The organism is Promicromonospora sp. NPDC050880, from assembly GCF_044456525.1.
In the GTDB taxonomy this organism is placed as follows: Bacteria; Actinomycetota; Actinomycetes; order Actinomycetales; family Cellulomonadaceae; genus Promicromonospora.
Genome location: NZ_JBITFV010000007.1, coordinates 1 through 15,677 on the forward strand (window position 1 = coordinate 1; position 15,677 = coordinate 15,677).

Here is a 15,677-nt window from a genome sequence, read left to right on the forward strand (position 1 = left end):
CGGCTGGCTGCACTACTACAACCACCACCGCGCGCACTCAGCGATCGGCAACCAACCACCCATCACCCGACTGAACAACCTCCCTGGACATCACAGCAGCCCTCTGACCTCACAGGTGTGCACCTTGCTCCGCGCGCGACCGCTCTGGGCCCAGCGCGTCACAGTCAGCCCGAAGCCTGTGTCCCGGTCTTCGTGTCGGCTTGCGGGGTCCGCAGTGCCCGGCGCTCGGCCAGATCGTCTTTGAACGCGGCTCCAAGCTTCTCGGCGATCCGGTGCCGCCGTTCCTCATCCCCGAGGTGCTGGTAGTGCAGCACGACGGTCGGGTTGCTGTGCCCAGCAATCGCCATCAGCTCTGCCAGTGTCGCGCCGGAGCGCGCCGCCCAGGTCAATGCCGTGTGCCGCAGGTCGTGGAAGTGCAGCTCGTCCAGCCCGACGGCCTTTCGGACGACGAACCACTTGCGCTGGATGATCTGGCGGTGCATCACTCCCCCACGCGCCGCCCGGAAGACGATCCCGTCCGATCCGGGTTCGGAGAACTTCTCCAGGTGCTCCCGCAGGATGGGGACCACGAAGGACGGGATCGCGATCTCTCGGTAGGACGCATCCGTCTTCGGCTCACCGATCTCCTTGAACTTGCCTCGCTCCCGATGATCGGCCGCCGTGCCCCGCACGGTGACCGTTGCACGCGACGGATCGTCAAGGTCCAGGTGTCTGCGCTTGAGCGCACGCAGCTCCCCGTTGCGCAGACCCGTGGTCACGGCCAGCGGCACGATGGCCCGGAGGTAGTCCGGCATCAGTTCCGTCATGCGCCACATCTGATCGGTCGTGACAACGATCGGTTCGTGCACGGCCTTGTACCGCAGCGCACCCTTGACCTTCGCCGGCGAGGCATTCAGCAGCTCGTGGTCCACGGCATCGTTCAGGATCGACGAGAGCACCTGATAGGCAGAAAAGGCGGCGCCGCGCCCGTCGGACTTCTCCTTGCCGTGCCACTTCCTACCGCGTGCTTCCTCGGCCAGCACTACGCGCAGCTTCGTGTACCAGGTGGCCACGTCCAGGCGGGTGAGGTCCTTCAAGGGGATGTCGCCCAGCACGGGCAGGATCCGCTTCTCCAACGCCGTCTTGTAGCGGTAAAGGGTCCCCGGTCGCAGGGTCTTGCCCTCGATCGACCGGTACGCCCACTCGCGGAGCGTTACGGACCGCTGCTCGGCCAGACGCGCCTCCAGCTCGCGCACCTTCGGTGGCTTCCACTCGCCGCGGTCGATCAAGATGCGCTCGGCGTTGAGCCACGACTCGGCGGCCATCTTGTCGCCGAACGTCTTGGGGTGCCGCTCCAGGTCCGGGCCGGTGTAGCGCGCACGCCAGCCGGTCACCTTGCCGGTCGTGGCGCTCCTGCGCTTCTCCAGCTCTCCGAAGACTCGCTTGCCCGGTGTGGCTGCCAGGGTGGTCCTCTCCACCCGTCAGGTGTCCCAGCCGCTCCCTGTGGGGGAACGGCACACCCGGCACAACCTCAGACGCGAGCACTCACCTGCGGAAACACCCCGGATCCCGTGGGGGAACCATGGGGGAATGGGCGGCCCCTGGAGGCCATTTCCGTCCACCGCTGTCCCGAGGGCTCAGAAGCGTTACCGCAGGTCAACCGGTATTTGGCCTGGTCAGGAGACCAGGCCGAGACCGGGGTGATGCTCAGACGTTGAACCGGAACTCCACCACGTCCCCGTCCTGCATCACATAGTCCTTGCCCTCGATCCGCGCCTTCCCGGCCGCCTTCGCCGCCGCGACCGACCCGGCCTCGACCAGGTCCTCGAACGAGATGACCTCGGCCTTGATGAAGCCCCGCTCGAAGTCGGTGTGGATCACGCCGGCCGCCTGCGGTGCCGTCCAGCCCTTGTGGATGGTCCAGGCGCGGGCCTCCTTCGGGCCGGCCGTGAGGTAGGTCTGCAGACCGAGGGTCTCGAAGCCGACCTTGGCGAGCTGGTCCAGGCCCGACTCGTCCTGGCCGGTCTCGGCCAGCATCTCCGCGGCCTCCTCGGGCTCCAGCTCGACGAGCTCCGACTCGAACTTGGCGTCCAGGAAGATCGCCTGCGCGGGGGCGACCACCTTGCGCAGCGCCTCCTGCGCGGCGGTGTCCGCCAGGCCGGCGTCGTCGGTGTTGAAGACGTAGATGAACGGCTTGGCCGTCATGAGCTGCAGGCTCGCGATCTCGGCGAGGTCCAGGCCGGCGTCGGTGGCGCCCTGGTACAGCGTGATGCCCTTGTCCAGGATCTCCTGGGCCTTCTTCGCGGCCGCGTACAGGACGGGGTCGCCGCGCTTGATCTTGACCTCCTTCTCCATCCTCGGCAGCGCCTTCTCGAGGGTCTGGAGGTCGGCCAGGATCAGCTCGGTGGAGATGGTCTCGATGTCGCCGGGGGCGTCGGCCGAGCCCTCGACACGCACCACGTCCGGGTCGTCGAAGGCACGCGTGACCTGGCAGATCGCGTCGGCCTCGCGGATGTTGGCGAGGAACTTGTTGCCCAGGCCCTCACCCTCGGACGCGCCCTTGACGATGCCCGCGATGTCCACGAACGACACCGTGGCCGGCAGGATCCGCTGGCTGTCGAAGATCTCGGCGAGCTTGTCCAGTCGCTCGTCGGGCAGCGAGACCACCCCCACGTTGGGCTCGATCGTGGCGAACGGGTAGTTCGCCGCGAGCACCTGGTTGCGGGTCAGAGCGTTGAAGAGGGTGGACTTGCCGACGTTGGGCAGGCCGACGATGCCGATAGTGAGAGCCACGTCGCGCAAGTTTACGTGGACTCGGGCGACGGGGCGGCGCCCGCGTCGATGAGGTCCAGGTCCCGCGTGGCGAACGAATGGTGCTCCCACTCCTCGGACAGCACCACCCCGATGCACTTGCCGACGGTGAACGGCTCTGACTGGTCCATCCACGGCGGCGGCGCGGCCGGGCTGCCGGCCTCTTCGGGCGTGAGCGCGGCGAGGACGTCGCGGACCTCCTGCACCCGCTGCCGCCTGACCTCGAGCACCTCGGCGTACGACGGCGCAGCGGCAGGGTCGATCCCGATCGAACCCGCCCGCGACGAGAACTGCGAGTGCGGAACGCCGGCCGGCCAGAACACGTCGGCGTCCCGCCTGCCCTGCGCACCCCAGCGCAGCCAGCCGTCCGTGCAGCACACGAGGTGGCGCAGGGTCTGCGCGAACGACCACTCGTCGTCGACCGACACGTCCACCGTGCCCGCCGGCATCGACGCGACCCTCTCGTACGTGGACTCCCACATCTGGACATAGGCGTCCAGGGCCGCGCGGAGCCCGGCCACGGTGCGGTCCTGGAGCAGGGCACGCTCCGGATGGCGTCTGTTCAGCTCGGCCTCGACCAGCGGCGCCACCTCCACGCCGTTGACCCGCAGCCCGTAGATCGCCCCGTCGATGTCGGCGTCGACGAGCTCCACGCCCCGCATCCGGACGCCGTTGAGCACGGCCTCACGGAACTGGGCACCGCTCATGTCGACGCCACGGAAGTGCGCCCCGCGCAGGTCCTCGCCCTCGATGTGCCTCATGACACGGACGCTACGCCGGACCACTGACACACCGCGGCCCGGCAGCGACCGTCACGGGAACGACTGGACCTGCTGGAGCAGCTCCGGCAGGCGCCTGTCGTACACCCGGGCCCCGAACCGCACCCCGAGAACGAGCATCAGCGCCCCGTAGAGCACGCCCAGCACCAGCGTGGCGACACCCCACACCGCGCCGCCCAGCACCAGCGCCGCGATCCCCACCGCGAGCACGGGGACGGACAGCCCCAGGGTGATCACGAACCCGAGACCCTGGGAGACCAGCGTGGCGACCGCAGCTCCCTGCGGGGACTTGAGCGGGCTCTCCCCCGGCTTGGCCACCGGGTACACGAGCCGCGCCGAGACCGCGCACGACACCGCGGTACTGACCAGCAGGAGCCCGAGCGCCAGCCCCAGCAGAGGCAGCAGAAGGTGCCAGGAGTCGGCCACCCAGACGGTGGCCACCACCGTGATCGCCGCGACCAGCGGGGCCACCAGCAGCATCGGGATGGCCCGGCCCCAGCGGTCCGCCTTGCCGTCCACGCCCGCGGCGACGTGCAGCGCGAACGCGGTGTAGTCGTAGCCGATGTCGTTCGAGATGCTGAAGCCGAGGATCCACGCCACGAACGGGCCGGTGGCCAGCAGCATGAAGTAGTTGCCGGTGCTCTGCGTGGTGAAGTAGATGATGACCGGCAGCAGCGGCACGACGGCGATGGACCCGGAGTAGCGCGGGTCGCGCAGCCAGTAGGTGGCGGTGCGCGCGGCGACGCCCCAGGTGGGCGAGAACCGCACGAGGCCGAACGCGCCCAGGCCCTTCGCCCGGCCGCCCCCGCCGTCTCCGACGGGCGGGCTGACCAGGGCCCTGCCCAGCGCCCGGTCCCAGACCAACCAGCCCAGGGCGATGGTGCCGAGCGCCACGGCGAGCCGGCCGGCCAGGCCGAGCCAGTCGCCGTCGTGCGCCGCGCTCGCCAGCGACCACGCCGCGCCGAACGGCGTCCAGCCGACGACGCCGGCCGCCTGCTCGAACATCGGCCGGAGCTGGTCGCCGACGCTGCCGTCGACCGAGACCTCGAACCCGTTGGAGAGCGACGAGATGAGCGGGCCGATCATCACGACCAGCACCAGCGCGACGATCGTGACGACCTCGCGATAGCGCCGCGACTCCAGCACGGGTGCGAGCGCCGTCGTGATGGCCCGGGACCCGATGACGCACGTGGCCACCCCCAGCACCGCACCGACGAGTGCGACCAGGAGCACGCCCGGTTCCAGCACCCAGGCGAAGGCGGTGCCCAGCGCGAGGAGCACCGTGGCGAACCCCGGCACCGAGATCAGCCCCGCGACGGCCAGGCCCGCCACGAGGGTGCGCCGCGGGATGGCGAAGGTGGTGAACCGGTGGGGGTCCAGGGTCGCGTCCACCCCGAAGGCGAAGATCGGGATGATCCACCAGCCCAGCACCGTGAGCGCCCCGCCCAGCGTGATGGCCAGACCGGCCCAGGCCGGATCCTCCAGGAAGGCCAGCCCGCCCACGAGAGCCAGCAGGGTGCCGACGACGCCCAGCGCGTACAGCGACGCGATGATCAGGCCGATCGTCTGCCACACGCTCTTGCGGAACGTGTTGCCCATGAGGGTCAGCTTGAGGGTCAGGAACCGCGCAACCACGAGAGCCCCTCCGAGTGCTGCCGGCCGCCGACGAGGTCCACGAACCGGTCCTCCAGGGTCTGCTCGCCGCGCACCTCGTCCACGGTGCCCGCGGCCAGCACGTGCCCGCCGGCCAGCACGGCGACGTGGTCGCACATGCGCTGCACCAGGTCCATGACGTGGCTGGAGACGATCACGGTGCCGCCGTTCGCCACGTAGCCCTTGAGGATGTCGCGGATGTTGGCGGCGCTGACCGGGTCGACCGCCTCGAACGGCTCGTCGAGCACCAGGGTGCGCGGGGCGTGGATCATCGCGCTGCCCAGGGCGATCTTCTTGGTCATGCCGGCCGAGTAGTCCACGACGAACGTGTCCGCGTCGCCGGCCAGGTCGAACGCCTGCAGCAGGTCGGCGGTGCGCTCGACGACCGTCTCCTTGTCCATCCCCCGCAGCATCCCGGCGTAGGTCAGGAGCTGACGGCCGGTCAGGCGGTCGAACAGGCGCACGCCGTCGGGCAGGATGCCGAGCGTGGCCTTGGCCTCGTCGGGGCGTGCCCACAGGTCCACGCCGTGCACCCAGGCCGAGCCGAAGTCCGGCCGCAGCAGGCCGGTCGCCATGGAGAGCATCGTGGTCTTGCCCGCGCCGTTGGGGCCGACCAGGCCGTAGAACGAGCCCGCGGGCACGTCCAGGTCGACGCCGGAGACGGCGATCTTCTGGCCGAACCGCTTCCAGAGGCCGCGCACACTGAGCGCCGCGGTCGGGTCGTGCGGGGGAGGTTCGGGAGCGCCCTGGGTCCCTGTGCTGCCCGGAGGTGCGGGGATCGTCATGGCACCCAACGTAGCGGGGACCTCGGACATCGTGGATCCGACGCGGGGATGAGTCCGGGCGAGAAACCAGGTCCACCTGTGGACGGAGTATCCGGCGGCCGCGGGCCGCCGACCACAAACCGGGCGATTCCGGCCGCCCGGGGTGTCAGCGTGCCGGAGTGTCGGTGGCTCGTGGCAGCCTGTCGCTCATGGACATCGCCGCAACGATTCTGCTGGCCCTCGGCGCCCTCCTCGTGGGCGCACTGCTGGGGTGGCTCGGTCATGCGCAGCGCATCGCGCCCGCCCAGCGCGAGGCCGACCTGGAGACCGCGCGCCTGCGTGCCCAGGCCGAGTCCGCCGCGGCGCAGATCGCCGCCGCGCACGAGCGGGCCGAGGAACAGGTCGCCGCAGCACGCGAGCGTGCCGCCGAGCAGATCGCCGCGGCGCGCACCGAGCAGGAGAACGCCCGGCGGCAGTTCCAGGCGCTCGCCGGGGATGCGCTGGACGCCAACAGCAAGCGCTTCCTGGAGCTCGCCGAGGAGCGGCTCAAGCGGTCGGCGTCGGCCGGCGAGCAGGCGCTCGCGCAGCGGGAGGCGGCCGTGAAGTCGCTGGTCGACCCGCTGACCAAGGCCGTGGAGCTCGTACGCACCGAGGTGCTCCAGGCGGAGAAGGCGCGGATCGAGGGGCAGGGCGCGCTCGTGGAGCAGATGCGCAACGTCGCCGAGGTGTCGGCGGACCTGCGCAACGGCACCGCCGACCTGGTCACGGCACTGCGCTCCTCGCAGACCCGCGGGGCGTGGGGCGAGCTCCAGCTCCGCAAGGTGGTCGAGTCCGCGGGCATGATCAACCGCGTCGACTTCACCGAGCAGGCCCAGGTGACCAGCGAGGACGGCACGCTCCGTCCGGACATGGTGATCAACCTCGCGGGCGGCAAGCGGGTGGTGGTCGACTCCAAGGTGGCCTTCCTCGGCTTCCTGGAGGCCCAGCAGTCGGACGACGCCGCCTACCGCGAGCAGCGGCTCGACGCCCACGTGCGGCACATGCGCAAGCACGTGGACGACCTGGCCGCCAAGAAGTACTGGAACCAGTTCGAGCCGGCGCCCGAGTTCGTCGTCATGTTCGTGCCCGCCGAGGCGTTCCTGTCGGCCTCGCTGGAGCGGTCGCCGGAGCTGCTGGAGTACGCGGCGCAGAAGAACGTCATCATCGCGACGCCCACCACGATGCTCGCGCTGCTGCGCACGGTCGCGTACGCCTGGCGGCAGGAGTCGCTCGCGGAGAACGCGCAGAAGGTGCTCAGCGTCGGCAAGGAGCTGTACGCGCGTCTGGTCACCATGACGGGCCACGTCACCCGGACCGGCCGCGCGCTGGAGACGGCGACGAAGAGCTACAACCAGATGATCGGCTCGCTGGAGCGCAACGTGCTCACCTCCGCGCGGCGCATGGTCGAGCTCGACGTGGTGGACGAGCGGGACAGCGTGGAGGAGCTCAAGGGGGTCGAGGAGGTGCCCCGTCCCATCACCAAGTCCGAGCTGCTGGCCGCGGACGAGGGCGGGATCGTCGCGATCGACCGCGCTCAGGAGGCGGACGGCATCCTGGTGCAGGAGCTGGAGGTCACCGCGCTCGCCGTGACCGACAAGCGCGCGCTGGAGGCGGTCGAGAAGGCGTCGACCGACACCGGCCCCGCCCCCGCCGTCGGTCAGGCGGGCTGAACGGCCACGGCCAGAACCGTCGGTAGAACGTCAGGAGGTCGGCAACCCAGGTTGCCGACCTCCTGACGTTCTACCGGCCACGCGCCGCCCCACGGACCAACCCGGTCCAGGGGGCGGCGGGCGGTCTCAGGCCAGCGGCAGTTCCGTGCGGGTCTCGCGGCGGGGCCGCTTGGGCTCCTCGCCCGCGGCCTTGAGGCCGGCGCGCAGCTCGCGCGGCAGCGAGAACATCAGGTCCTCGGTGGCCGTCCGTACCTCGTCCACGTGGCCGAAGCCGTGGTCGGCGAGGTGGGCGATGACGTCCTGCACGAGGATCTCGGGCACCGAGGCACCGGAGGTCACGCCGACCGTCGTGACGCCCTCGAGCCACTCGTCCTTGATCTCGGTCTTGCGGTCCACGCGGTAGGACGCCTTGGCGCCCGACTGGAGCGCGACCTCGACCAGCCGCACCGAGTTGGACGAGTTCGCGGAACCGACCACGATCACCAGGTCGCACTCGGGCGCCAGCTTCTTCACCGCGACCTGGCGGTTCTGCGTGGCGTAGCAGATGTCGTCGCTGGGCGGGTCCTGCAGGGACGGGAACTTCTCGCGCAGCCGACGCACCGTCTCCATGGTCTCGTCGACCGACAGGGTGGTCTGCGAGATCCACACGACCTTCTCGGGGTCGCGCACCACGACCTGGTCCACCTCGTCTGGCGAGTTGACGACCTGCACGTGCTCGGGCGCCTCACCGGCGGTGCCCTCGACCTCCTCGTGACCGGTGTGTCCGATCAGCAGGATGTCGTAGTCGTCCTTGGCGAACCGGACCGCTTCCTTGTGCACCTTGGTGACCAGGGGGCAGGTCGCGTCGATCGTGTCGAGGCTCCGTGCCACCGCCGAGGCGCGCACCGCAGGCGACACCCCGTGCGCGGAGAACACGAGCCGGCTGCCCTCGGGAACCTCGTCGGTCTCGTTGACGAAGATGGCGCCGCGCTCGCGCAGCGTCTCCACCACGTGCTTGTTGTGCACGATCTCCTTGCGCACGTACACCGGTGCGCCGTACGTCTCCAGGGCCTTCTCGACGGCGACGACCGCACGGTCCACGCCGGCACAGTAGCCGCGCGGGGCGGCCAGCAGGACGCGCTTGGTCTGGGTCTCAGCAGGACGCTCAGGGCTCGTGACGCTCACGGTCGCCAGTCTAGGGGCGGTGTGCGGAGGGCTTGTGTCGGTGGTGGGTGGCAGGGTTGGACACGTGACGGAACCCACCCTGCGGCCCCAGCCCACCGAGCTCCCCGTGAAGGCACTCGACACCACGGCCACCAGCCCGTGGCCGGTCCGCGTGCTGTCGGAGAAGATCAGGGGCTACATCGACAAGATGCCGCCCGTCTGGGTCGAGGGCCAGGTGGTGCAGTTCAACCACCGTCCGGGCTCCGGCATGCAGTGGCTGACCCTCCGCGACACGGATGCGGACGCCTCCCTGCCGGTGACGATCTTCTCCCGTGTGCTCGGCATGCTGCCGCAGCCGCCCGCCGAGGGCGACCACGTCGTCGTGCACGCCAAGCCGGTGTTCTGGACCAAGCGCGGCACGCTGCAGATGCAGGCCAGCGAGATCAAGGCCGTCGGCGTCGGTGAGCTGCTCGCCCGGATCGAAGCGCTCAAGAAGGTCCTCGCGGCGGAGGGCCTGTTCGACCTCGACCGCAAGCGCCGCCTGCCGTTCCTGCCCGCCGTGGTGGGGCTGGTGTGCGGTCGCGAGTCGAAGGCGGAGCACGACGTCGTGGTGAACGCCCGGGCCCGCTGGCCACAGGTACGGTTCGAGATCCGCGAGGTCGCCGTGCAGGGCGTCAACGCGGTGCGCGAGGTGTCGGCCGCGATCGCGGAGCTCGACCAGGACCCGGCAGTGGACGTCATCGTCGTCGCCCGCGGCGGCGGCTCGGTCGAGGACCTGCTGCCGTTCAGCAACGAGTCGCTGGTGCGCGCCGTCGCGCAGGCCCGTACGCCGCTGGTCAGCGCGATCGGGCACGAGACGGACGCCCCGCTGCTCGACCTGGTCGCCGACTACCGCGCCTCGACCCCCACCGACGCCGCGAAGCGCATCGTGCCCGACGTCTCGGAGGAACGGCTCCGGCTCACCCAGGCCCGCAGCCGCATGCGCGGCGCGGTCACGGCGATGCTGGACCGGGAGCAGCACGGCCTCGACGGCGTCCGCTCGCGCCCGGTGCTGGCCGCACCGCAGACCATGCTGGAGTCGCGCGAGCGCGACGTGGTCCAGGCGCTCCGGCACAGCCGCCACGCGCTCAACTCCCTGCTGCTGCAGGCGAGCGGTGAGATCGGTCGGCTCGGCGCCCAGGTCAGGGCGCTCTCCCCCGCCTCCACGCTGGAGCGCGGCTACGCCGTCGTCCAGCGCTCGGACGGCCACGTGGTCCGGCGGCCGGACGACGTCGAGGTCGGCGCCGATCTGCACGTACGCCTGGCGGAGGGAGCACTGGACGCGAGGGTCACGGCCAAGCCCTAGGGCTGCGGGACGGCACCCGAAAGTCACTCCGGATAACGGCCAGAACCTGACCGCTACCCGCGACACAGTAGGTGTCATGACCGAGAACACCGCCCTCGTCCCCTTCCGCATCGACGTGCCGCAGGCCGACCTCGACGACCTGCACGACCGGCTCGCGCGCACCCGCTGGCCGCTCCCCGTCCCCGGCCGCGAGGACCGGACGGACTTCAGCCGCGGCATCCCGCAGGCGTACCTGCGGGACCTCGCCGGGTACTGGCGCGACGGCTTCGACTGGCGTGCCCAGGAGGCGCGGCTCAACGAGTGGGAGCAGTACACGACCGTCGTCGACGGGCAGACGTTTCACGTGGTGCACGTGCGCTCGGCGAACCCGCAGGCCACGCCGCTGATCCTGAACCACGGCTGGCCGGGCTCGTTCGTCGAGTACCAGCGGCTGGTCCCGCTGCTGACCGACGCGTTCCACGTGGTCATCCCGTCGCTGCCCGGGTTCGGGTTCTCCACCCCGCTGTCCGGCACGGGCTGGGAGCTGGCGCGGACCACCACGGCGTACGCCGAGATCATGACCCGGCTCGGGTACCAGCGGTTCGCCGCGCACGGCACCGACATCGGCGCGGGGACCGCCGGCCGCCTCGCGGCGCTCTACCCGGACCGCGTGATCGGCACCCACACCGGCAGCGACGGCCGGGCACTGGCCATGGTCGGCGACAAGTTCCCCTACCCGGACGGGCTGACCCAGGACGAGATCGCCCAGATCGAGGCGGTCCGCGCCACCGACCAGGCCGAGCGTGGCTACTTCGAGATGCAGAACCACCGGCCCGACACCATCGGGCCCGCGCTCACCGACTCCCCCGTCGCCCAGCTCGCCTGGATCGCCGAGAAGTTCCAGACCTGGACCAACGGCGCCCACGCCACCCCGGACGAGGCGGTGGACCGCGACCAGCTCCTGACCAACGTCAGCCTCTACTGGTTCACGCGCAGCGGGGCGTCGAGCGCGCAGTTCTACTACGAGTCCGAGCACTCGGGGCTCGGCTGGGTCGCGCCGTCGGACGTGCCCGCCGGCTGGGCCGTGTTCGACACGCACCCGCTCATGCGCCGTGCGCTGGACCCGTGGAACGCGATGAGCCACTTCAGCGAGTTCACCGAGGGCGGCCACTTCCCGGCGATGGAGGAGCCGGCGCTCCTGGCGGCCGACATCCGCGCCTTCTTCGGCGGCCTGCCGTCCGTGTGAGCGCTGCCGGTCAGGAGCGGCGGGCGACGAAGACCCACTCCAGGCCGGGACGGTCCGGGGCGTCCAGCACCTGCTCGACCACGAAGCCGGCGGCGTCCAGCGACTCCTCGATCTCGTCCCGCTCGCGGAAGCGCAGGGTCGAGACCGAGGTGACCACGTCGCCGTCGGGCAGCAGGCCGGGCGGGAAGCGGTAGGTGCCCTGGAAGGTGACCAGCGGGAGGTCCACCTCCAGGAGGTCGTTCCACGTCTCGACCTCGCCGACACCGGGGATGACCCGGCGGGCCGACCGGTGCTCGCGCGTCCAGCCGAGCCAGGCCTGCCGTTCCGGCACGCGGGTCTCGAACACGAGGACGCCGCCGGGCCGGAGTGCGGCGTGGATCGCGGTCAGGGCCCGAGCCCAGTCCTCGTCCCCCGTGAACACCTGCGCCACGTTCCCGGTCATGGTGGCGAGGTCGGCCGCGAGACCGAGGGCCCCGACGGTGTCGGCACCGCCCTCGACCCACCTGACCGCCTCGGCGCCCGGCTTGCCCCGGGCCACCTCCAGGGACGCCGCGGCCGGGTCGACGCCGGTCACCTCCAGCCCTCGCGCGGCGAGCAGCAGGGCCAGCACGCCGGTGCCGCAGCCGACGTCGAGCACCGTCCGCGCACCGAGCCGCTCGGCGAGGCCGACGTAGAGGTCGAGGTCGCCACGGTCGTCGTCGAACGCGTCGTAGAGCCGGGCGAGGCGGGGATCCACGAAGATCGGGTCGGGTGTGGTCATGACCACCATGTTCACCCGTCGCTGGGCCGACCCCAAGGCCATTTCGTCACGTACCGTCGTCGGGGCAGGCTAAGGAGCGCACGATGACGAGTGATGTGGGCACGCTGGACGACGCCGCGGAGGCGTTCGGGGCCGCACGGCGGCGGCTGTTCGGTATCGCGTACCGGATGCTCGGGTCGGCGGCCGAGGCCGAGGACGTGGTGCAGGAGACGTGGGTGCGGTGGCAGACGACCGACCGCTCCGTGGTGCGCAACCCGCAGGCCTTCCTGACGACGACGGCGACGCGGCTGGCCATCAACGTGCTGCAGAGCGCGCGGTCGCGCCGTGAGACGTACGTCGGGCCCTGGCTGCCGGAACCCGTGGACACGAGCCAGGACCCCACGCTCGGTGCCGAGCGCGCCGAGGCACTGGACGTCGCGGTGCTGGTGCTGCTGGAACGACTCACGCCCACGGAGCGTGCCGCCTACGTGCTGCGCGAGGCGTTCGACTACGGGTACCCGGAGATCGCCCGGATCGTGGACACGACCCCGGCCGCGGCACGTCAGCTCGTGAGCCGGGCGCGCAAGCACATCGCGTCCGAACGCCGCAACACGGTGGACCCCACGGAGCGCCGCGCGCTGCTGGAGGCGTTCCTCGCCGCGGCGCGCGCCGGCGACGTGCAGGGCCTGGAGAGGCTGCTCGCCGAGGACGTCGTGACCCGCGCCGACAGCAACGGCCGGGCCGAGCACGTGGCCCGGGTGGCGGTCATGGGCCGGAACAAGGTGGCCCGCCTGCTGGCCACGTTCGCGGAGGTCTTCTGGGCCGGCGTCACCACGCGCGCGATCGCGGTCAACGGCACGGAGGGCTTCGCCATGGAGCGCGACGGCGAGCTGGTCGGCGTCCTGGCCGTGACCGTGACCGACGAGGGCGTGCAGGACCTGATGTGGCAGATGAACCCCGACAAGACGGAGCCGCTCCGGCGGGCCTGGGCGGACCAGGCCGCGCCGGAGGACGGGGCGGGGCCGGCTACGCCTGAGCCGCCCGCCACTGCTCGTAGCTGACCTCGCCGAGCTGGGCCTCGCCCAGCGGCACGAGCTCCTTGTCCTCGAGCCGCGCGCCGAAGTAGGTGGCCTCGGGGTCGGTCCGGACCTCCCGCTCGTCACCCTTGGCCGCCAGGTGCTTGCGCACGATCTCGTCGAAGCCGAACGCCTCGGGACCGGCGATCTCGATCGTGGCGTCCAGCGGCGTGCCGGCGGCGGTCCGGGCCACGAAGCGCGCGACGTCCGCCGACGCGATGGGCTGGAACCGTACGGGCGCGACATGGGTGACGCCGTCGACGGTGGCCTCGTCGGCGATCGCGTTCAGGAACTCGAAGAACTGCGTGGACCGGACGATCGACCAGCCGTTGCCCGAGTCCTTGACGAGGTTCTCCTGCAGCACCTTGGCACGCATGTACCCGGCGTCGATGCCGTCGGCACCCACGATCGACAGGATCACGTGGTGCTGCACCCCGGCCGTCGCCTCGGCCTCCAGCAGATTCGTCGTGGACGTCCGGAAGAAGCCGGTGACGTCCTCCTCGGCGAACGACGGCGAGTTGCTGAGATCGACCACCACCTGGGCGCCGTCCAGCACCTCGGCCAGGCCCTCGCCGGTCAGGGTGTTCACGCCGGACTGCGGCGAGGCCGCCACCGCCTCGTGCCCGTGCTCGGTCAGGTTGCGGACGACCTGGCTCCCGACGAGGCCGGTACCGCCGATGACCACGATCTTCATGGTGTGCTCCTTCTGGGTTCCGCGCCGTGCGCGTGACGGGCCGACCGGCCCGTCACGCGTTCGACCGGGAGCACCCCGGATCTGTGACACCCCCGCACGGCACGTACCCCGGACGGCCTACCGCTCCCGCTCGACCCGCCGCTCGTCCCAGACGGGTTCGGCGGTCTCGCGCACGACGCCGTCCGACCCGAAGACCAGGTACCGGTCGAAGGACCGCGCGAACCAGCGGTCGTGCGTCACGGCCAGCACCGTCCCCTCGAACGACTCCAGGCCCTCCTGCAGGGCCTCGGCCGACTCCAGGTCGAGGTTGTCGGTGGGCTCGTCGAGCAGCAGGGCGGTGGAGCCGGCGAGCTCCAGCAGCAGGATCTGGAAGCGTGCCTGCTGCCCGCCGGACAGCCGGTCGAAGGGCCGTTCGGCCGCGGCGCTGAGCTCGTAGCGCCGCAGGCGGGCCATCGCCTTGCCCTTGTCCTGCGCGTGCTCCTCCCACAGGATGTCGAGCAGCGTGCGGCCGAACAGCTCGGGGTGGGCGTGCGTCTGCGCGAAGTGGCCGGGCACCACCCGGGCGCCGAGCTTCCACGAGCCCGTGTGGGCGACGTCGCCGCCCGCGAGCAGACGCAGGAAGTGCGACTTGCCGGACCCGTTCGAACCCAGCACCGCCACCCGCTCGCCGTAGAAGACCTCCAGGTCGAACGGCTTCATGAGCCCGGTCAGCTCCAGCCCCTCGCAGGTCACGGCCCGCAGGCCCGTGCGCCCGCCGCGCAGGCGCATCGTGATGTCCTGCTCGCGGGGCGGCTCCGGCGGCGGGCCGGCCTCCTCGAACTTGCGCAGCCGGGTCTGGGCGGCCCGGTAGCGCGAGGCCATGTCGGGGCTGTTCGCCGCCTGCTGCCGCAGCGTGAGCACCAGCTTCTTGAGCTGAGCGTGCTTCTCGTCCCAGCGTCGGCGCAGCTCCTCGAACCGCGCGAACCGTTCGCGCCGTGCCTCGTGGAACGTGGCGAACCCGCCGCCGTGCACCCAGGCGTCCGCGCCTGCCGGCCCGGGCTCCAGCGACACGATCCGGTTCGCCGCCCGGGACAGCAGCTCGCGGTCGTGCGAGACGAACAGGACGGTCTTCTTGGTGGTCCGGAGCTGCTCCTCCAGCCAGCGCTTGCCGGGCACGTCCAGGTAGTTGTCCGGCTCGTCCAGCAGCAGCACCTCGTCGGTGCCGCGCAGCAGCGCCTCCAGCACGAGCCGCTTCTGCTCGCCGCCGGACATCGTGCGCACCTCGCGGAACTGCGCCCGGTCGTACGGGATGCCGAGCGCCGCCATGGTGCACACGTCCCACAGCGTCTCGGCCTCGTACCCGCGCACCTCGGCCCAGTCGGACAGCGCCTGCGCGTACGCCATCTGTGCGGCCTCGTCGTCGACCGTCAGCATGGCGTGCTCGGCCTCGTCGACGGCGCGTGCGGCCTGCTGGAGGCGCGCGTCGGACACGGAGACCAGCAGGTCGCGCACCGTCGTCTCGTCCCGCACCGACCCCACGAACTGCCGCATGACGCCGAGCCCGCCGCTGACCGTCACCGAGCCGCCGTGCGGCGTGAGCTCACCGGTGATCAGCCGCAGCAGCGTCGTCTTGCCCGCGCCGTTGGGCCCGACCAGCGCCGTCGCGCTCCCCTCGCCCACGCGGAACGAGACGTCCCCCAGGAGGGTGCGGCCGTCCGGCAGGTGGTATTCGACGTGCGCTGCTTCGAGATGGCCCATGCGTCACATGGTCCGACGCCGCA

The 15,677-nt window shown here is 71.3% G+C and carries 13 protein-coding genes; 4 read left to right on the plus strand and 9 right to left on the minus strand.

The annotated features are described in order from the left end of the window. Window positions 1–164: 164 nt before the first annotated feature. The 5 genes from xerC to ACIBBF_RS13580 all read right to left on the minus strand — a co-directional run bounded on the left by xerC (window position 165) and on the right by ACIBBF_RS13580 (window position 6,007). Complete coding sequence (xerC, locus tag ACIBBF_RS13560; protein WP_397413958.1) at window positions 165–1,457, minus strand: tyrosine recombinase XerC; 1,293 nt, start codon at window positions 1,455–1,457, stop codon at window positions 165–167. A gap of 229 nt (window positions 1,458–1,686) precedes the next feature. After that, on the minus strand, window positions 1,687–2,772 hold the full coding sequence (ychF, locus tag ACIBBF_RS13565; RefSeq protein WP_397413960.1) for a redox-regulated ATPase YchF: 1,086 nt from the start codon (window positions 2,770–2,772) through the stop codon (window positions 1,687–1,689). 11 nt (window positions 2,773–2,783) lie between these two features. Further along, on the minus strand, window positions 2,784–3,551 hold the full coding sequence (locus ACIBBF_RS13570; RefSeq protein WP_397413962.1) for a DinB family protein: 768 nt from the start codon (window positions 3,549–3,551) through the stop codon (window positions 2,784–2,786). A gap of 51 nt (window positions 3,552–3,602) precedes the next feature. Beyond that, the gene (locus ACIBBF_RS13575; protein ID WP_397413965.1) at window positions 3,603–5,204 is read right to left on the minus strand and encodes a hypothetical protein; all 1,602 of its coding nucleotides are present in this window, start codon (window positions 5,202–5,204) and stop codon (window positions 3,603–3,605) included. Further along, window positions 5,186–6,007: an ABC transporter ATP-binding protein gene (locus tag ACIBBF_RS13580; protein ID WP_397413967.1), complete on the minus strand. Its 822-nt coding sequence runs from the start codon at window positions 6,005–6,007 to the stop codon at window positions 5,186–5,188. The genes ACIBBF_RS13575 and ACIBBF_RS13580 overlap by 19 nt, the downstream gene beginning before the upstream one ends. Before the next feature lie 188 nt (window positions 6,008–6,195). Here ACIBBF_RS13580 and ACIBBF_RS13585 point away from each other — a divergent pair, with 188 nt between their 5' ends. Continuing rightward, complete coding sequence (locus ACIBBF_RS13585) at window positions 6,196–7,695, plus strand: DNA recombination protein RmuC (protein ID WP_397413970.1); 1,500 nt, start codon at window positions 6,196–6,198, stop codon at window positions 7,693–7,695. Between the two features lie 126 nt (window positions 7,696–7,821). Here the strand turns inward: ACIBBF_RS13585 and ACIBBF_RS13590 are convergent, their stop codons facing one another. Further along, window positions 7,822–8,859 carry a 4-hydroxy-3-methylbut-2-enyl diphosphate reductase gene (locus tag ACIBBF_RS13590; RefSeq protein ID WP_397413972.1) on the minus strand — a complete coding sequence of 346 codons (1,038 nt, stop codon included), beginning with the start codon at window positions 8,857–8,859 and terminating at the stop codon, window positions 7,822–7,824. Window positions 8,860–8,923: 64 nt separating this feature from the next. Here ACIBBF_RS13590 and xseA point away from each other — a divergent pair, with 64 nt between their 5' ends. Beyond that, complete coding sequence (xseA, locus tag ACIBBF_RS13595) at window positions 8,924–10,183, plus strand: exodeoxyribonuclease VII large subunit (RefSeq protein WP_397413974.1); 1,260 nt, start codon at window positions 8,924–8,926, stop codon at window positions 10,181–10,183. 76 nt (window positions 10,184–10,259) lie between these two features. Continuing rightward, a complete protein-coding gene (locus tag ACIBBF_RS13600; protein WP_397413976.1) occupies window positions 10,260–11,408 on the plus strand; it encodes an epoxide hydrolase family protein in 1,149 nt (382 codons plus the stop codon). A gap of 10 nt (window positions 11,409–11,418) precedes the next feature. On the opposite strand, the gene ACIBBF_RS13605 is transcribed toward ACIBBF_RS13600, so the two are convergent. Further along, entirely contained in the window at window positions 11,419–12,168 is a 750-nt protein-coding gene (locus tag ACIBBF_RS13605; protein WP_397413978.1) for a class I SAM-dependent methyltransferase, read from the minus strand. Window positions 12,169–12,251: 83 nt separating this feature from the next. On the opposite strand from ACIBBF_RS13605, the gene ACIBBF_RS13610 reads away from it, so the two are divergent. Then, entirely contained in the window at window positions 12,252–13,208 is a 957-nt protein-coding gene (locus tag ACIBBF_RS13610) for an RNA polymerase sigma-70 factor (protein WP_397413980.1), read from the plus strand. On the opposite strand, the gene ACIBBF_RS13615 is transcribed toward ACIBBF_RS13610, so the two are convergent. Together ACIBBF_RS13615 and ACIBBF_RS13620 are read right to left on the minus strand one after the other, a co-directional pair. Continuing rightward, window positions 13,174–13,917 carry an SDR family oxidoreductase gene (locus ACIBBF_RS13615; protein WP_397413983.1) on the minus strand — a complete coding sequence of 248 codons (744 nt, stop codon included), beginning with the start codon at window positions 13,915–13,917 and terminating at the stop codon, window positions 13,174–13,176. The genes ACIBBF_RS13610 and ACIBBF_RS13615 overlap by 35 nt on opposite strands. A gap of 117 nt (window positions 13,918–14,034) precedes the next feature. Next, entirely contained in the window at window positions 14,035–15,654 is a 1,620-nt protein-coding gene (locus ACIBBF_RS13620; protein WP_397413985.1) for an ABC-F family ATP-binding cassette domain-containing protein, read from the minus strand. Window positions 15,655–15,677: the final 23 nt, after the last annotated feature.